Raw genomic sequence first — 17,515 nt, 5'->3', positions numbered from 1 at the left:
TTGCTCTTTGACCAAATTTGTTATGGAAAGGCAGGTTACCCTCGTGTCATCACAAAACCGACTCTTCAAGGCGTTCAGCGGCCTGAAAGTTTTCTGGATTTTCTCCCTGATCATGATCGTGAAGAGCTATTTAGCATGGATGGCTGTTTTTGACGGGATTCCTCCGTTATCGCCAATTCTGAAAGAGGTTCCGTTCGTCTGGATCGCATTCTGTCTCGTAGAATACTTTGCCTCCAAACGCAAAACCTTATATTACCTTATCGTAAATTTATTACTGACCGGACTTTTCTTTGCCGTTATCATGTATTACAAATATTACGGGGTTATCGTCACGTACCACGCCCTGCAGCAGGTCAATCAGGTTACTGCCGTAAGCAACAGCGTCTTTTCCCTGCTTGATCCTTACTATTTGTTAATCTTTATAGATATCGTGATCATCGGCTTCTACCTGATCCGGAGGGCAAGACGCAGCAAGCGGCAGCCGATCATGTTCCAAATGCCGCGCCGCACAAGCAGAGGTCTGGTTTCCACCGTCTTCGTGTTTGCCCTCGCCGTCTGCCTGCTCAATACCTGGCCGAACCGGGCCAGCATGAATGAGATCAAGAAGGCCGAAGCCATGGGCATTCTGAATTATGAGGCTTACACCGTATTAGCTTCCCAGAAAGAAAAGCTGGTGGACCCTAATCAGATCACCCAGGACACGATTGATAAATTGAAAGGGACTACCGGACTGGAAAATCCTGTTTACTTTGGTCAGGCCAAAGGCAAAAATCTGATTATCATTCAGATGGAGTCCCTGCAAAATTTCCTGGTCAACCTGAAGATTGACGGACAGGAAATTACGCCTAACCTGAATAAGCTTGTCAGCGAAAGCTTGTATTTCCCGCATTTTTATCAGATGGTCGGCCAAGGCAACACTTCGGATGCGGAATTTGTAGTCAACACTTCGTTCTACATTCCGCCGAACGAAGCGGCTACGCAGAACTATCCGGACAAACAGCTTCCTAGCTTGCCGAAGCTGCTTCAGCAGAACAACTATGATACCGCCACTTTCCACACCAATATCGTGGAATTCTGGAACCGCGGCGAGCTGTACAAGGCTTTGGGCTGGAACCGGTATTATGACCAGAAGTTTTATGGCACGGAAGATTCCGTGTTCTTCGGACCTGTAGATGAAGTGTTGTATAAAAAGACTTTGCCGGAGCTCCAGAAAATGGACGCGGCTGACAAACCTTTTTATTCCCAGGTTATTTCGATGACTGCGCACCATCCTTTTACCATTCCGCATGAGCTGGACAAAATCCAGCTGCCGGAGCGTTATCAGGACACGATGGTCGGCGATTACCTCCGCGCGCAGAACTATGCGGACTGGGCTTTGGGCCAATTCATCCAGGGGCTGAAGGATTCCGGCATCTGGGACAACAGCGTAATCATGCTGTATGGCGACCACCAGGGCCTGCCGAAATACTCTCTGAGCAGCAAAGAGATGGATCTGATGAAGGAAATCTACGGCCATGATTACGGCAATATCGATATGATCAACATTCCTTTCATCGTCTCGGTACCGGATGTAGAACCTCAGGTCATCGACCATGTCGGCGGCGAGGTGGACATTTTGCCTACGGCTGCCAACCTGCTTGGCATTCCGCTTGATAACCACATCCATTTCGGCCAGGATATCCTGAACCAGACTTATAACCTGCTGCCTGAACGCTATTATCTGCCTTCCGGCTCGTTCCTGAACGATAAGGCGCTGTTTATGCCTGGCGTTTGGTACAACGACGGCGAGCAGATGCCTCTGGCAGAAGACGGGGTCAGTCAGGCCTTGACGACTGAAGATGAATACAACCGGGCGCTGAAGCTGCTTCAGCTTTCGGACAGCTATGTGAAACAGCTGCCAGACCGGACTGATAAATAGTCTGAATCTGAATATCACTTTATTGCTATCTTGAATCAAAATGGTTAACGCCCGAAGCCGCGAGAAGCGACCGTTCGGGCGTTTCTTTTTTTACACGGACATGTATGCTGGTTGCGATGCCAATTTAAGACTTTCTATACTTATATGTTGACTATCTATTTTTATTGCCTTAAAATCGATCATTATCACTTCAAGAACAAGGAGCTAAACCATTTTGAATAACCAAGCTTACCGCGTGTTGTTGTATTATAAATTCGTTCACATTGAAGATCCGGCGGCTTTTACAGCCGAACATCTGCAATATTGCAAGGATATGGGCCTGAAAGGCCGTATTTTGATTGCCTCTGAAGGCATTAACGGGACTGTGTCCGGCACTTGGGAGCAGACCGAACAATATATGAAGGACCTGCGCAGCAATCCCCTGTTTGCAGATATCGTATTTAAGATCGACGAGGTCGAAGGCCACACCTTCAAAAAAATGTTCGTCCGCCACAAGCAGGAGCTCGTTACCTTCCGGTATGAGAAGCCGCTTGATCCGAATACGAAATTTGGCAAACGCCTTTCGCCTGTTGAATTTTATGAGCAGCTGCAGCAGGAAGACGTCGTAGTCATTGACGGACGTAATGATTATGAATATGAAATCGGCCATTTCCGCGGCGCTATTCGTCCTGATGTCGAGTCCTTCCGGGAGTTTCCGGAATGGATCCGTGCCAACATGGAGCAATTCAAGGACAAGAAAGTACTGACTTACTGCACCGGCGGTATCCGCTGTGAGAAATTGACCGGCTTTCTGATCGATGAAGGCTTCCAGGATGTGAACCAGCTTGAGGGCGGAATCGTAACCTACAGCAAAGATCCGGAAGTTCAAGGACGGCTGTTTGACGGAAAATGCTACGTGTTCGACGAGCGCATCTCTGTGCCGATCAACCACACCGAAGAAGATGTTGTGATTGCAAAATGCTATCACTGCGGCAAAACGCATGACCGCTACATCAACTGCCCGACCTGCAATTTGCAGCATGTGTGCTGCGAGGAATGCGAGGATACTCATCACCGCTTCTGTTCTTCCGAATGCCGCGAGAACGCGCCTGCCAACTACATTTATGAGAAGACGGAGGTTTCTCTTTGAACAAAATGAAAGAAATGCCGACAAGGGAATACCTGCTCCATCTGCTTAAAACCCGCGGACCGTTAACGGCCAAGGAAATGGCGGCCGAGCTCGGCATTACCGAAATGGCGGTCCGCCGCCATTTGGGAACGCTTGAGAGGGACGAACTGATCGAACCTCGCTTGCAGCGTCAAACGATGGGCAGGCCTACGTCTGTCTACGCGCTGACTGAACATGCCGACGGCCTATTTCCCAAAACCTATCATAAGGTCGCTCTGGACCTGCTTGGCGAGCTTGCTGAAGAAGCCGGTGAAGATATGGTTAGCCGGCTGTTTGAACGCCGGAAGCTGAAGCTGATGCGGAATTATGAACCGAAGATGTCCGGCGAGGATCTCCGGGGTAAAGTCCGCCTGCTGGCAGATATGCAAAATGAAGGCGGCTATATGGCCGAATGCGAGGAGCTGGATAACGGACAATTTGTGCTGAAAGAGTACAATTGCCCGATCTTCCAAGTGGCCAATGTCTATAACCAGGCCTGCAGCTGCGAGCTGGATTTGTTCCAGTCTCTGCTGGGCACGGACGTTCAGCGGACCGAATGTCTGGCCAAAGGCGGAAGCTGCTGTACTTATGTCATTTCTCAGAAAAAGAGCGATTAAGCGCAAATTCCGGTTCCACCGGGTCGGAGTTTGCTTCTTCGTGTTTATTTTCCAAGCTAACTTATGATACATAGTTGTTGACTAAGTTGGAAAAGTTTTTTACAATGTCAGTTGTAAGCAAGTTTATACCCACTTTGAGGAGGAATTTATAATGGCTCATCAATTGCCAGCATTGCCTTACCCAGCTAACGCTCTGGAACCGCATATCGACGAAACTACAATGAACATCCACCACGACCGTCACCATAATACATATGTGACAAACCTGAACGCTGCTTTGGAAAGCGCTCCTGAGCTGCAAAGCAAATCCGTTGAAGAGCTGATCGCTAACCTGGACGCTGTTCCAGAAAGCATCCGCACAGCAGTCCGCAACAACGGCGGCGGCCACGCTAACCACTCCCTGTTCTGGGAAGTTATCGGACCAAACGGCGGCGGCGCTCCTAAAGGCAACGTGGCTGCAGCGATCGAAAGCGAGCTTGGCGGCTTCGAGAAATTCAAAGAAGACTTCGCTAAAGCAGCTACTACACGCTTCGGCAGCGGCTGGGCATGGTTGTCCGTGAAAGACGGCAAACTGGTTGTTTCCAGCACACCTAACCAAGACAGCCCGATCATGGAAGGCGCTACGCCGATCCTTGGCCTGGACGTTTGGGAGCATGCTTACTACCTGAACTACCAAAACAAACGCCCTGACTACATCGCTGCTTTCTGGAACGTAATCAACTGGGACGAAGTTGAGAAACGTTACAACGCTGCGAAGTAAGATCGCGGAGACTTGCAAGAAGAAGCAACCCTTCTTCTTTGAGAACACGAAATGCCCCTGAGAATTAGCTGGCAGCCCAATGGGCTGTTCCAGGCAAATTCTTGGGGGTGTTTTTATATATTTAGGATTTATACATTCGGTTATATATCAGGAATAACTTCGATATGATCTGCAGTGAACTCATTTTGGGATTTATCATACTTATAAGTGACGTGGACCGTGCAGATCAAATCAGGAATCATCGACTTTGACTGCAGCCCGCCGGCTAACTCTACCGTCAGCTTCTGCTCCTTTATACTATTTAAAATCACGCTCCCAAAGTAAAGCTTATTTTTGAATTTATCGTCCGGCTCATGCGCTAGTGGAAGCTCACTAATTTTTTTGCTGAATTTGTATTCTTTACCTTGAGCTTTAACGCTAATTTGCAGCTCATCGTTCTTTTTCCTCACTTCCGTTTCTATCTCTGCGGCTATTTCCTCCGCCTTCTGTATCTTGATCTCCGAAAGGTCATCTACGTTTAATACATGAGCTTCATTAGTATCTAATTCAGTCCCCTGTCCAGTAATAAGAATGATAACCGCTTCTTCTTTACCGTCTCCTGTAAGATCGACATGGTACACCAGCGGGTCATAAGTTCCATGTATCATTTCCCAATGAAAATCCTTTTGTCTACCATTAACGTCGACAATGACTCCATCTGCTGTTTCATAGAGCTTTACTTCCTTATCTTCAGAAGCGCTGAGCAGCTTGGAATGATCTTCCGGTTCATTTTGTTCCGTGACGGCAGCAGAGGACTGTTCAACATCTAGCAAGCCGCTCGCCGGTTTATCCGAAGCGCATCCAGAAATCACTAAAACAGCAGACAATAACAATGCGCCTAATCCTATTCCCTTTTTCAATTTGATAAGCTCCCTTTCCGTTCGTATATGGATTATAGTAACAGAACCAATCAAAAGCTTATTTACATAAAAATAACAATTAATTACAAAAAATAAATAGACGACAAAAAGGCACCTGTCACTGAGACCGGCGCCTTTTGCCTTTTTTAGTAGTAACTTTTTTGATAGCTGTTTCAGAGAGTTCACTCCGCTTTAGCAGCTGTTAATGGGAGGACGAAAGCTTCTCCTGCGCAAAGGCCCGGTCAATCGCATTCAAAAGGACACGGTCCGGATCACATTTGTATTCCCAGAACATGATTCCGCCCAGCCCCTGCTCTTTGATAAATTGGCATTTGCAGGCGATCGACTGCTCATCATCATAAGTAATAAACGTGCTGCCGTCAAATAGATAAGGCGCTTTAGCTTCGTCGTCCCAATATCGTTTGTAGCCGTTTTTGTTCAGATATTTGGCGGCAAGCTCGCCGTAATCAGGCCCGTACCCGCCGGAGCCGGCGGTCATCTGGTAGAGGCCCTGATTGTGGTTCGGGACCTCCTTCCACATGCGGGAATAAAAAGCCGCACCCAGCAGCAGCTTCTCCTTCGGTACTCCGGCCCGGATGAACATTTGCGCCGAAGCGTGCGCGCTAATCCGGAACAAATCCCCCGTTCCCGTATACAGATTGGTATGATGCCCGGTTAACGTCTGGAAGCCGCCGCGCATGTCGTAGGTCATCAGCTGCACATAATCCAGGTACTGCTGCGCCTGGTCCATTTCGGTGCCGTCGAGGTAATATTGGTCGGCACCGGCCGCGATCGTAAGCAGGTAATGGCGGCCGTCTTTGGCGCCTGCCGCGTCCAAAGCTTCGCGGATGGCGGCAAGCAGCAGCGTGAAGTTGGTTTTGTCCGCCGGACTGGATGCAATCCCTGCTTCCGAATAGCAGGGATATTCCCAGTCCAGGTCAATCCCGTCGATGGCGTAATCTGTCACGACTTTGACGGCGGATGCGGCCATCCGCAGCCGGCCTTCCGGCGTTGAGGCGGCTTCGGAGAACCCGCCTGCGCTCCAACCGCCGACGGACAGCAGGACGGTAAGGCCCGGGTTCATCCGTTTGATTCCAGGCAGCAGCTCCAGGCTGATCAGATGCCCGGTCTGGATTTCATCGTTGTTGACATGGCCAAACGCGATATTTAAATGGGTCAGCTTCATGGCATCTTCCCGGCTTAATCCCGGCAAATCGCGGTCCCCGACATAACCGACTACCCGGTAAGGTTTAGGTTGTGCCGTTTCCCTTTTGGCCAATTCCGGCTGTCTGAATGACTCTTTCTGTTCCGGCTGATCAAATGATGCAGGCTCCATGCTTAGGATCACCTTCCCTTAATTAGATTGAATGCCTGTCAGAATGCCAAGCGCTTCTTTGCCGCTGCCGGGTTTGTATCCCGATTCCTGATACCGGATGCGGCACTCGCGATCCAGCACGTACAAATAAGGGTATCCCGACCCGCCGAGTGGAACTGCCTTGGCAAAAGCCTGCAGGCTTTCGTCCGCCGGGTCCAGCACGAAGCCAGCGATGGAAGGAAGCCCCGGATGGGCGGCCTGCAGCTCCGCTAACGCCGCCTTATCCGCGCCACCCGTTACGAGCAGAAGCGGAGCGCCGGCCGCATCAAATGCCTCCGCCAGCTCGGCCGATTCCCGCAGCAGATGTTTGGACGGCTCGCGGGATGGATCCAGAAAGGCGACCACGGCGCCTTTGTCCGCGGCCCGCTCTCCAAGCCGGATTGTGCCGGCCCCTTCATTACCGGCCGTAAATACGGCTGCCGGATCGACCTGTCCCAGCACCGGAATGGCCTGCTCCGGCTGGTGGAAGGTAATCGGCACCGTGATTTCCTTACCAGGCTGCACCTCAAAATAGGCCAGCCGGCCGTAGACCGTGCCTTCCTTAAGCCGGATGCCTGTTGTAAGCCGGTATTCGCCGGCTTCAACCTCCAGCGGCTCGGCGAAGTCTTTTTTGGCGTGCGGGTAAATCAAGGTTTTATAGATTCCGTTCTCCAGTCTGGCCAACGTAAAGTTCTCATTGTAGGAGGCCTCCGTGCCGGACTCTGACTCGCTTACCAGACGAAGTGTGCCGGTCTCGCGGGTTTCCTGCTTGGAGCTGGCTATCGTCCGTGGATGACCTTCAAATTCGGCGGCCTGCCAGCCGCTTTCATCCTTAAACTGAGGGTACAGCTCGCTGGGATGCAGCCTTGCCGGGATGCCCAGACTGCGGCAGACCGCTACAAAACAAAGATCGATGGAAACGGAGTCGCCTTTCTTCAAGGCGAAGGTGCCGCCTGGCGCGGCTTTCCCGCGCAGATGGGTCAGGTCGTCCCGAATCTCCCATTCCTGATTGAAGAACTCTACCAAACGGGAAGGATCTCTGCGGAACTCTGCCGCTTCCTCTGCCGTAAAGGCAGATTGGATGGCCTTGCGGTAAGGCGTGAACATTTCAAAATAAACCCTTGGCCGCAAAATATACCGGCTGAAGATTTCATCTTCCTGCTCGCCGAGCAGCGGCAGAGCTCCTTCCAGATGGTCCACCAGCACTTCTCTGGCAGTGTCGATCAAATCCTTGTCATTCAGCACTTCCAGCAGTTTAAGCGCCCATTCGCCATGTTTGGGCGACTGCTCCTTAAGGAAAGCAGCGATGTCATGCGAATTGCCGCGCGCTTTCTCCAATACGGCCCACACGCGGTCTTCAGGCAGCTTAAGCCCGCGCGCCAATTCTTCCGCTTCCGTTTCGTTCATAAAAGAGGCTTCATAAGCCGCACGTATGGCAGTTCCTTCCGCAACCCGGGCGGCATGGCGCTCCAACGCTTCCTCCGTAAGGGGAGCAAGCTCGGGATCCGGAATTTCCGGCGGCGGTACCATAATAAAATCTTCGGCGGCCTGCGGTTGTCCGGTTTGACTCAGCACGATCTCCAGTCGTTCGGCCTCCGGGACGGTAATTTTGCATTGCCCCCACTGCTCTTCATAAACGGCCCGGACCATGAGCTCCCCATACCCTGTCTTGAAGCTCACCTCGCCCTGCGCGTCCGTCACCAGCTGCGCCAGTGGAAACAGCTCAGCATAGTTGTACAGCAAGAATTGAACAGTCGCGCCGGACACCGCCGCTCCGCCGCTGTCCCTGACGCTGACCGTGATCGTGCGGGCAGGCGCGTAGTTGTCCAGCAGGTTGATTTCCGTATGCCACTTGTCGGCATACGTGATGTCCTCCGGCCCGGCATATTGCGCGGGCACACGGGAATGCACCAGCATCGCCCTCCGCGCCGGGCCGCTGAACCAGCCTTGATCCAGCCGCGCTTCCGGCTCGCAAGCGCCGATATAATGCCACTGCCCATCCGCCCAGGCTTCGACCCAGGCGTGATTGTCATCGCAGTGCGCCCAGCGCGGCGTGTAGCACTGGCGCGCCGGAATCCCGATGCTGCGCAGCGCGGACACGCAAAGCGTGGACTCCTCCCCGCAGCGCCCTCTGGCGCTGCGGATCAGGCCCAGCGGCGAAAGTGTCCGGAGGTCGCTGCCGATGTAGGTCGCTTTTTCATGGCACCAGTAGTTGGCCTCCAGAATCGCTTCCTCCATGGTCAAACCTTGAACCCGGGGACCCAGCTCGCTATAAATCACACCGCGATAGTCCTCAATGTTCTCGTTGTTCACGCGGTAAGGCAGCACAAAATGCAGAAAAACGGAATCCGGTATCCTGCTGCCCCATTCGGACTCTCTGCGGGTTGCCAGCGCCTGCCGGACATGCGAAAGGAACAATTCCCCGCTGTAGTCCGCCATATCGTTTAACGGCATGTAAGCATACAAGAATTGCAGCGCAAACCGCTCCTCTGCCGTCAGGGGCTCGTCGAATACGCCGAACAGCTCCTGCCGGCGTGCGGCACCGATCTCCAGCTTCTCCTTAAACCGCTGCTCCATGTTCAGCAGCTCCTGCTCACTCAGCGAAAACACCGGGGTTTTCAGCTCCATGGGTTTCACTCACTCCCTCCACCATTTTCCGTCTTCACGGATATAAAAAGTGCCGGTTCCATCCGCCGAAGGCGCGGAAATCAGGAACGTCCGGGTTGTCGTTTCGATACGCGGCCGTATTTGCCGCACGTCCTCCAGGAAATCTCCGGCCAGCACGGCCAAATCTTCCGAGAAAGCTCCATTCTCCGCAAAATGGTTCCGCTGTCGGTAATACAGCCGTCTCAGCTTCCATTTGATGTATTCGTCCTGGGGAATTTCAAAGGCTTCGTCCCCCTTGCCCTCCTGACCGTTCGCAAAAACCACATACCCCCACAGCTCCGGATAATGCATGTTGATAAGGCCTTGCGGCGACCAGACCCAGTTATCCTCCGGGTAGGGTTTACCGGTTTCCGGATTCATAGCTTTGACGTATCGGCCATTCTTGACCTCCGTCCCCCACTCCACCCGCGAGAAGTTAACTCGCCAGAACTGTCCCGCCTCAGGCGGCTTCCCCTCCGCTGCGCACTCCTTCAAAGCGGACCAGGGCATAGCGACCTCCACGCTCCACATACGGTTCGCCGCCCCCGGCTTGTTGAGTTCCCCGTCGATGTAGACCGCTGTCTGCAAGCCTTGAATATCCCATCCGTTGACCGGCGGTCCACCGTCCCGGTAAGGTTTGATGAGAAGCAGATCCCACACCGTGTTCAGCGCGTTAACTTCAAATTCGTAATACTGGTGCGTGTCGCCGTCGGGATCGATGAAGATTTCAAAGTCGTTATCGTAAAATATAACCGAATCCCGCTCCGTCAGCGTCGCCCAGATTTGATCCTCCATCAGCTCCGCGCCGAAATAAAAATAATCGTCGTCCCATAGCATTTTTACCCGCGTCCGTTTGGCAGGTTTGGGCTGTTGGTCTCCTTCAATGTCAACGAAATCCTCCGTCCATTCGGCTCCCGCCCAAAACGGCTTATCCAGCCGGCCATCCGGCACAAGCTTGCCGGACGCTCGGCGGCAGATGTAGTGCTTGGGCCCATAAGTCAGATTGGGCTCCGGTACTCCGCTTAAATTCACTTGTTCTCCCCTCCCTCTTAACGAATCCGGAATACATGCGCGATTGGAGTCTCATTATTAAGGAGACCTTCCGGAAGCTCGAGCTCGATCCCTTCCGCCGTTCGGGTAAAGGCCAGCTGTTCCGGTCCACCGATCAAATCGATGCGCTCCACGTCTGTTTGCAGAGGGATCAGCAGCTTATCCGGGACCCCCGATTGTTCATCCGCATAAAGGTTAATGGCATAAACCGTGTCTCCCTTGCGAGTAAAACGAATATCCCCAGCCGAAAAAGGTTCGCAGACCCGCGTCCCGTAGATCGCTTCCCCGTTCACCTTCAACCAGGCTCCCAGCCCTTTCATGCCGGCAATGGCCCCCTTCGGCAGACGGCCATCCGGCTGCGGGCCAACGTTAAGCGCAAGATTGCCGCCCTTAGCCACGATTTCGACCAGGAGGTGCACCAGCTGGCGCGGCGTTTTGTATTTATCCTCGAAGCCGAAGGAGAACGAAGTTCCAAGTGTGATGCAGCTTTCCCAAGGTACGTTCATCGGGCGCTCCGGCAGGGTTTGCTCCGGCGTAATCAGGTTTTCGTAAGGACCGCCTACGGTCCGGTCAGCCGTCAGCAGCCAGGGTTGAATCTCCCTTGCTTTCCCCACGACTTCGCCAAGGCGAATGTCCTGATCCCGGCGGGCGTTGACCCAGCCCGCATCCAGCCAAAGCATGTCGATCCGCCCGTAACGGGTCATCAGCTCCATAATTTGATCATGCGTAAACTGGACGAACTGCTCCCACAGCCACGGATACTCCTTGGGATCGTAAGAAGGGCCGCGCCACATGTGGCTGCCTCTTTCCATGCCCGGCGCCCAGTAATAAGGCGTGTGCCAATCCGCCTTGGAGAAATACGCCGAAATCGCCAAGCCTTTGGCCCGGAAGGCATCAAACAGCTGCTTGCAGATGTCCGCATATTTATGAGTATGGAACGGGCACTCCGGCCCCGTAATCCGGTAGTCGGTCGTATGGGTATCCCACATGCAGAACCCGTCATGGTGTTTGGTCGTAAAGGTCAAATATTTAAAACCGCTGTCGGCCGCCAGCTCCGCCCATTGCTCGGGCTGGAAGCGAATCGGATTAAACGTTTTGTTCAACGCAAAATATTCGCGTTTCAGCTCTTCGCCGTCCACGCCCCAGTCTACGTCATGTCTGGCCCAGTCCGCGTCACCGTCGCTTAGCGCCCAGGACTCGACCAGTCCGAGCTGGGAGTATGGCCCCCAGTGCATCATCAGGCCAAGCTTCTGGTCCTGGAACCATTCCAGTCGCTCGAGCAGAACCGGGTCTTCAGGTTTAACCCAGTCACGTTCGCTGCTGTAGTTGTGTACGCCTTCCTCAACCACCGGTTCCTCTGGAAGCAAGGTCTCCTCCTGCACGGCTGTTTCAGATTCCGTCGTTTTCAGATCGCTCATGATTTTCCTCCTAGAAAAAATGATTATAGAGCAGCGTTTGCTCGTACCCCTCCGCTCCGATGTCGAATGTTCTTGCGGCCGCTGTTGTATCCGGAAATTTTTAGAATTCATGTAAGGGCAAGTACTTAAAAGTTTCCTCCGATCGCTGTTGTTCCCGGATTTCTCGAATTATTCTTAAAGGTAGAAAACCTATCACAAAGGCGACCACTGCCGTTTCTTCGGAATTCTTTTACTCCCTTGCCAACATTTCTTTAGCCATTCTTATAAAGCCTTTTTTAGCCTATTCAAGCTCCAGCTCGATCACCGTATCGATATCCTCATCCGACTCCGCGCCGGGCAGGTGGATGAAGGCGCCGCCTTCTATATCCGAATACTGCTCCGCCATCCATGGGACGCTCACCTGGAGCTCTGAGCCGTCGGCCAGCAGGCGCGCCCGTTTGATCCGGTCCTTGAGACCTGCAAAATAGATCGGACCGATGCCGCGGTCAAAGACATGGGCGTACAGCCGGCTGCCCCGCTGTGTATACCTGCCCCACTCCGGCTTGGGCAGATCGGCGGCGGAGCAGCCGTAAATGCTGTCGCCGCTGCGCTTCATCCAGCGGCCGACTTTGTCCAGCACTTGAAGCGAGGATTCGGGAATCTCACCTTTGGCGTCGGGACCAACGTTGAGCAGAAGGTTACCGTTTTTGCTCACGCATTCGACCAGCGCACGCACGACCTGTCTGGCCGACTTGGTATGAAGGTCGCCGGCATGATATCCCCAGTTATCGTTAAGGGTGATGCAAGCCTCCCAAGGAAGCGGTTCCCCGAGTTCGTTCACCACGCCGCCGGGCGGAACGATTTGCTCCGGCGAATAGAAATCGCCGGCGTAAATTTCGGGCTCCGCGGCTTTGATATGACCACCGAGCCGGTTATCGATCAAGATGTCCGGCTGAAGACTGCGGATCATTTGCACCAGCTCCGAAGCTTTCCACTTTTCCCCCGTCATCTCATCATAAGAGAAGTCAAACCACATGATGTCTATTTTCCCGTAGCCGGTCAGCAGTTCACGAACTTGACCGTGCATGTATTCGAGATAACGTTCGAACTGGTGGTCTTTATCCCTGAAAGCCTCATTGCTGCGCATCGGGTGAATCCGGTCGCCGTATGCGGGATAGTCCTCATGATGCCAGTCGATCAGCGAATAATAGAAACCGATGCCGATGCCCTCAGCCCGGAACGCCTCCACGAACTCCCGCACCAGATCGCGTCCGGCAGGCGTGTTTGTCGCTTTGTAGTCGGTCAGCTGACTGTCGAACAGGCAGAAGCCGTCGTGATGTTTGGTAGTCAGGATTGCGTATTTCTGGCCGGCCGCTTTGGCCGCCTTCGCCCATTCCTTCGGGTTATAACGGACGGGATTAAATTCTTCAAAATAAGGCTGATACTGCTCGTTGCTGATCTGCTCATGGCTTCTGACCCACTCTCCCCGCGCAGGGATAGCGTATAACCCCCAATGAATAAACATGCCGAAGCGGTCGTGGCGAAACGCTGCCGTACGGCTCCATCTTTCGTTCATACTGTTCACTTTGTTCACCTCTCTAAAGAAAAAGGGGGGATATCCCCCCTCCTTCCAATTTCAATTTTGTTATTCGGCTTACTGATTGCTGTTCCAACGGTCATAAGCCGCCTGGTACACCTCGCGAACCCGGTCGCTGCCCATTTTCTGCAGCTGGCTTACATATTTATCCCAGTTGGACAGCGGCTCCTGACCGGTCACAAACTTCGCTTCCATCTGTGTCACATAGGTTTCCAGGTCAGACAGTAGTGCGGAAACCTCGGTTTGCTCGTCGTTCGTCAGGTAAACGTTCGGGAACGGAACCTTGCCGATCGGCACGAGTTTTTCCTGGTTTTCCTTGTTGATCCAGTCGTCAAAATCGGTTCTGAGACCATTCGTCATCTCTGGCAGGTTAACGCCCGGCGTCAGAATGCCGTAGTTCGGCGTGATTGTGCCGCGGTATTCCTCGCGGTCGCCGCCGCCCGGCACAGGCAGCCATTCTTTCTCATGAGTAGCTTCGTCTTTATATTTCCAAAGCGTGTCTTCCGGTCCTTGCGTCCACAGCGTTGCGCCTTCATAGCTGTATTGGTAATCGATCCAGCGCATCGTTGCTTCCGGATTCGGGTTGCTCTTCGTGATCGCAAAGGTTCCGTTTGCCGACATGCCCGGATGCAGACCATAGACCGGCGTTCCGGCAATTTCACTGCTGACCGGCGTCATCATCGGGTTATCCGAACTTGGTTCACCGCCGAGAGTGAAATAAGGGAAGTAGTTGTTGAACAGCAGCACCTGGTTGTTTTTGCCTTTGGCTGTCTTCTGGTCGTCGGTTTGAGAGAAGGTTTCATGATCCAGCAGATTCTCGTTCCACAAACGATTCATGAACGTCAGATATCCCTTATAACCTTCCTCTTGCGGGGAATAGTGCACTTTGCCGTCTTTATCCGCATAAATCTCCGTATCATACATGCCCCAGAAGCCAAAGAAATACATGCGCAGATCGTCGAGTTTGACGGAGGTCAGCGGAATTTCGTCTGCTTTGCCGTTGCCGTTCGGATCTTCTTCTTTGGTGCGTTTCAGGAGTGTGTACAGCTCTTCCGTCGTTTTCGGCAGTTCAGTTACGCCAAGAGCTTTCAGGAACTTGCCGTTATACCACATCGGGCTGCGGTACCAAACTGCGGCGGTGTCAATGTAAGGCAACGCATAGATATGCCCGTCGGTGGTCGTAATATTCTTTCGGATGTTTGGATTCTCATCAAGGATTTTCTTCAGGTTAGGCGCATAGTTGTCGATCAGATCCTCCAGCGGGATCAGCACGCCTTGGCTGCCATACGTCACCTGCTCGGCAGGGGTAAGATCGGCGGCATAAAACATATCCGGCAAATCGCCGCTGGCAAATACGAGGTTCTTTTTAGTAGCAAAGCTGTCAATCGGAGCGGTCTGGAACTCAACCTTGATGTTGGACAGCTTCTCCATTTCCTGGATGACCGGCATGGTATTCCAATCAGCCATACCCGCGTCAGGAGCCATCATTGTCAATGTGATAGGCGTATCAACAATCGGAAAACCGTCTTTCTTAACCTCGCTTGCGGTGTTCGATGAACCTGTACCGCCGCTGTTGGCGCTGTTGCCGGTGCCGCCGTTATTAGCCGTCTTGTTCGACGAACCGCATGCGGACAGCAGGGAGACCAGCAGGATGAGACTTAGTACGAGAGCCCCTTTTTGTTGCAGCTTTTGCATAAATGTACCTCCTATTTATTTGTTTTATATGGCAAAATCAGCCCTTAACGGAGCCAATCATGACACCTTGCACGAAATACCGCTGCAGGAACGGATAGATGATGATAACCGGCAGGGTCGAAACGATGATCACGGCATATTTGACGAGCGCCGCCACTTCCGCTTTATTGTTGAGCGCAGATGCCGTAGAGGAGTTCAAGGCCCCCGATTCCGCGGACATCTCCTGCAGGACAAGGATTTGACGCAAGACGAGCTGCAGCGGATATTTGCCGTGGTCATTCAAATAGATCATCGCCGAGAAATAGTTGTTCCAGTGTCCCACCCCAAAGAACAAGGCCATAACCGCAATAATCGAGCTCGATAAAGGCAGGACAATCCGAAAGAACAAACGGAAGTTACTGCAGCCGTCAATCTCTGCCGCCTCCTGCATCTCCTTCGGAATCGCGCTCTGGAAGAAGGTCCGGCAGACGATCAGATTCCAGATCGAGGTTGCCCCCGGCAGGATTAATGCCCACATGCTGTTGACGAGTCCTAAATTCTTAATGAGCAGGTAGGTCGGCACCAGTCCCCCGCCAAAAAACATCGTGACCATAAACACGGCCATAAAGAAATTGCGGCCAACGAAATCTTTACGAGCCAGCGCATAAGCGGCCGGTATCGTCACGATCAGATTGACAAGCGTTCCTACTACGGTATACAGAATCGTGTTGCCATAGCCGACCCAGATCTGGGTATCCCGGAATACCCTTTGATAACCTTCAAAGGTAATATCTTTGGGCCACAGCCACATTTCGCCCGAGGCGACAAGCTTCGGATTACTGATCGAAGCGCTGATAATATAGAGAACGGGATATGCCACAATCACGAAAGCCATAAACAGAAAGATATAATTGCAGGTCAGGAAAAATCGGTCACGCTTGGTTTCTTTAATTGTACTGATCACGAGCGGCCACTCCCTTCTTCTACCATAAGCTGTTCTCGCTGGTGCGCCGTACAATCTGATTCACCAGGATCAGCAGAATAGCGTTAACAACCGAGTTGAACAAGCCCACCGCCGTCGAGAAGCTGTATTGGGCATTCAGCAAACCGGAACGGTACACGAAGGTTGAAATGACATCCGATGACTCCATGTTCAGCGGGTTTTGCAGCAGTAAAATTTTCTCAAAGCCCACGCCGAGCAGGCCGCCCATATTCAGGATCATCAGGATTGTAATCGTCGGAAGAATAGCCGGGATATTGATATGACGGATTCGCTGGAACCGCGTGGCCCCGTCCAGGATTGCCGCTTCATGGAGGCCCGGATCAACGCTCGTCAATGCGGCCAAATAGATGATCGTTCCCCAGCCTGTACTTTGCCAGACATCCGATAGAACATACATCGTCTTGAACCATCTCGGATCGGTAAGGAAATCCGGAGCTGTAAAGCCAAAAGCTTCAATCAGGTGAACCACCATCCCCGAGGAAGGAGACAGGAAAGTAATAATCATGCCCGCCATAACGACCATCGAAATAAAGTGCGGGGCATAAGTGACCGTCTGAACCGTCCGTTTGAATAAGCCGTCCTTCACTTCATTAAAGGCAAGCGCCAGGATAATCGGCAGCGGGAACCCTACGGCCAGCCCGTAAAGACTGATGCTCAGCGTATTCCAGAGCAGGTCCCAGAAATAATAAGAATTAAAGAAACGAATAAAGTGATCGAAGCCGACCCACTGGCTGCCCCAAATACCGTCTACGGGGACAAAATTTTTGAAAGCGATTTGAATCCCGTACATTGGAAAATAACTGAAAATGACGATGCTCAGAAACGCCGGGGCAATAAACACATACAGCTGCCAGTTGCGCAGGATGTTCCGCCAGGTTTTGCTTCTTCTCTTCTCAGTCCGGATAACCGGAGCATCCAGTACGACTTGTGCGTTGTCCTTCACCATCCCACTACTCCTCTCACCATTTGATATAAAATGAACGCTGCCGTCAGGCTTGGACCGGCGGGAGCCATTTTATACAGATCAGGAACATCCGGCATTGTTGTTAAATTATCTAACATGGATTATTTCCGTCCCGCTAATTCCAGCGGGGGAATGTTAAACCTGCGTTAACCGGGTGTAAATCGAAGTCTATAGAAACGCATTCATTTCGTAAATATGTAGTTTTGACTGAAACTCTCAGACTAAAGGCCTTTTTGACAGTTTGTCATGTCATCAAATATTACCTATTCAGTAACTGACTGTCTGGCTAAACATGTATTTTTTGTGCTAAGATTTCAATGTAATCGCATACATTAAATATCACACGCGCTTGATTATGTAGGGTTTATGTGACTGTCATCCTTCCTTTCAGGAGGAGGTTCCCTCAAAAATGACACACTCAGCCACCTGGCCGAGTTGTTTAAATTTCTTGCTTTATTAACCGAACTCTATTACATTTTTATTTAAAAA

13 protein-coding genes are annotated in these 17,515 nt (G+C 52.1%); 4 read left to right on the top strand and 9 right to left on the bottom strand.

The genetic code is table 11. The annotated features are described in order from the left end of the window. Nucleotides 1–112: 112 nt before the first annotated feature. The 4 genes from CBE73_RS17000 (at nt 113) to CBE73_RS16985 (ending at nt 4,442) form a co-directional block, all read left to right on the top strand. Entirely contained in the window at nt 113–1,918 is a 1,806-nt protein-coding gene (locus CBE73_RS17000) for an LTA synthase family protein (RefSeq protein ID WP_229752593.1), read from the top strand. A 214-nt stretch (nt 1,919–2,132) separates the two neighbouring features. Next, nucleotides 2,133–3,047 carry an oxygen-dependent tRNA uridine(34) hydroxylase TrhO gene (gene trhO / locus CBE73_RS16995; RefSeq protein ID WP_174704759.1) on the top strand — a complete coding sequence of 305 codons (915 nt, stop codon included), beginning with the start codon at nt 2,133–2,135 and terminating at the stop codon, nt 3,045–3,047. A 5-nt stretch (nt 3,048–3,052) separates the two neighbouring features. After that, a complete protein-coding gene (locus CBE73_RS16990) occupies nt 3,053–3,682 on the top strand; it encodes a helix-turn-helix transcriptional regulator (protein WP_308420928.1) in 630 nt (209 codons plus the stop codon). A gap of 151 nt (nt 3,683–3,833) precedes the next feature. Continuing rightward, entirely contained in the window at nt 3,834–4,442 is a 609-nt protein-coding gene (locus CBE73_RS16985; RefSeq protein WP_094095237.1) for a superoxide dismutase, read from the top strand. 140 nt (nt 4,443–4,582) lie between these two features. Here CBE73_RS16985 and CBE73_RS16980 read toward each other — a convergent pair whose 3' ends face one another. From CBE73_RS16980 to CBE73_RS16940, 9 genes are all read right to left on the bottom strand, one after another. Beyond that, complete coding sequence (locus tag CBE73_RS16980; protein WP_157739606.1) at nt 4,583–5,341, bottom strand: hypothetical protein; 759 nt, start codon at nt 5,339–5,341, stop codon at nt 4,583–4,585. 202 nt (nt 5,342–5,543) lie between these two features. Further along, nucleotides 5,544–6,677, bottom strand: coding sequence for a glycoside hydrolase family 18 protein (locus CBE73_RS16975; protein ID WP_094095235.1), 1,134 nt, complete (start codon nt 6,675–6,677; stop codon nt 5,544–5,546). Nucleotides 6,678–6,695: 18 nt separating this feature from the next. Then, nucleotides 6,696–9,323: a transglutaminase domain-containing protein gene (locus tag CBE73_RS16970; protein WP_094096374.1), complete on the bottom strand. Its 2,628-nt coding sequence runs from the start codon at nt 9,321–9,323 to the stop codon at nt 6,696–6,698. Nucleotides 9,324–9,332: 9 nt separating this feature from the next. Further along, nucleotides 9,333–10,373: a carbohydrate-binding family 9-like protein gene (locus tag CBE73_RS16965; RefSeq protein WP_094095234.1), complete on the bottom strand. Its 1,041-nt coding sequence runs from the start codon at nt 10,371–10,373 to the stop codon at nt 9,333–9,335. A 17-nt stretch (nt 10,374–10,390) separates the two neighbouring features. Then, entirely contained in the window at nt 10,391–11,809 is a 1,419-nt protein-coding gene (locus CBE73_RS16960) for an alpha-L-fucosidase (RefSeq protein ID WP_094095233.1), read from the bottom strand. Nucleotides 11,810–12,089: 280 nt separating this feature from the next. Then, a complete protein-coding gene (locus CBE73_RS16955; protein ID WP_094096373.1) occupies nt 12,090–13,364 on the bottom strand; it encodes an alpha-L-fucosidase in 1,275 nt (424 codons plus the stop codon). A 78-nt stretch (nt 13,365–13,442) separates the two neighbouring features. Further along, the gene (locus CBE73_RS16950; RefSeq protein WP_094095232.1) at nt 13,443–15,080 is read right to left on the bottom strand and encodes an extracellular solute-binding protein; all 1,638 of its coding nucleotides are present in this window, start codon (nt 15,078–15,080) and stop codon (nt 13,443–13,445) included. Between the two features lie 37 nt (nt 15,081–15,117). Further along, nucleotides 15,118–16,023 (bottom strand): carbohydrate ABC transporter permease, encoded by a 906-nt coding sequence (locus CBE73_RS16945; RefSeq protein ID WP_094095231.1) that lies wholly within the window; start codon nt 16,021–16,023, stop codon nt 15,118–15,120. Between the two features lie 19 nt (nt 16,024–16,042). Continuing rightward, on the bottom strand, nt 16,043–17,008 hold the full coding sequence (locus CBE73_RS16940; RefSeq protein ID WP_094095230.1) for an ABC transporter permease: 966 nt from the start codon (nt 17,006–17,008) through the stop codon (nt 16,043–16,045). Nucleotides 17,009–17,515: the final 507 nt, after the last annotated feature.

The organism is Paenibacillus physcomitrellae, assembly GCF_002240225.1.
Lineage (GTDB): Bacteria > Bacillota > Bacilli > Paenibacillales > Paenibacillaceae > Fontibacillus > Fontibacillus physcomitrellae.
Note: the sequence above shows the minus strand (reverse complement) of the source record. Positions and strands in the feature narration are given on the sequence as shown.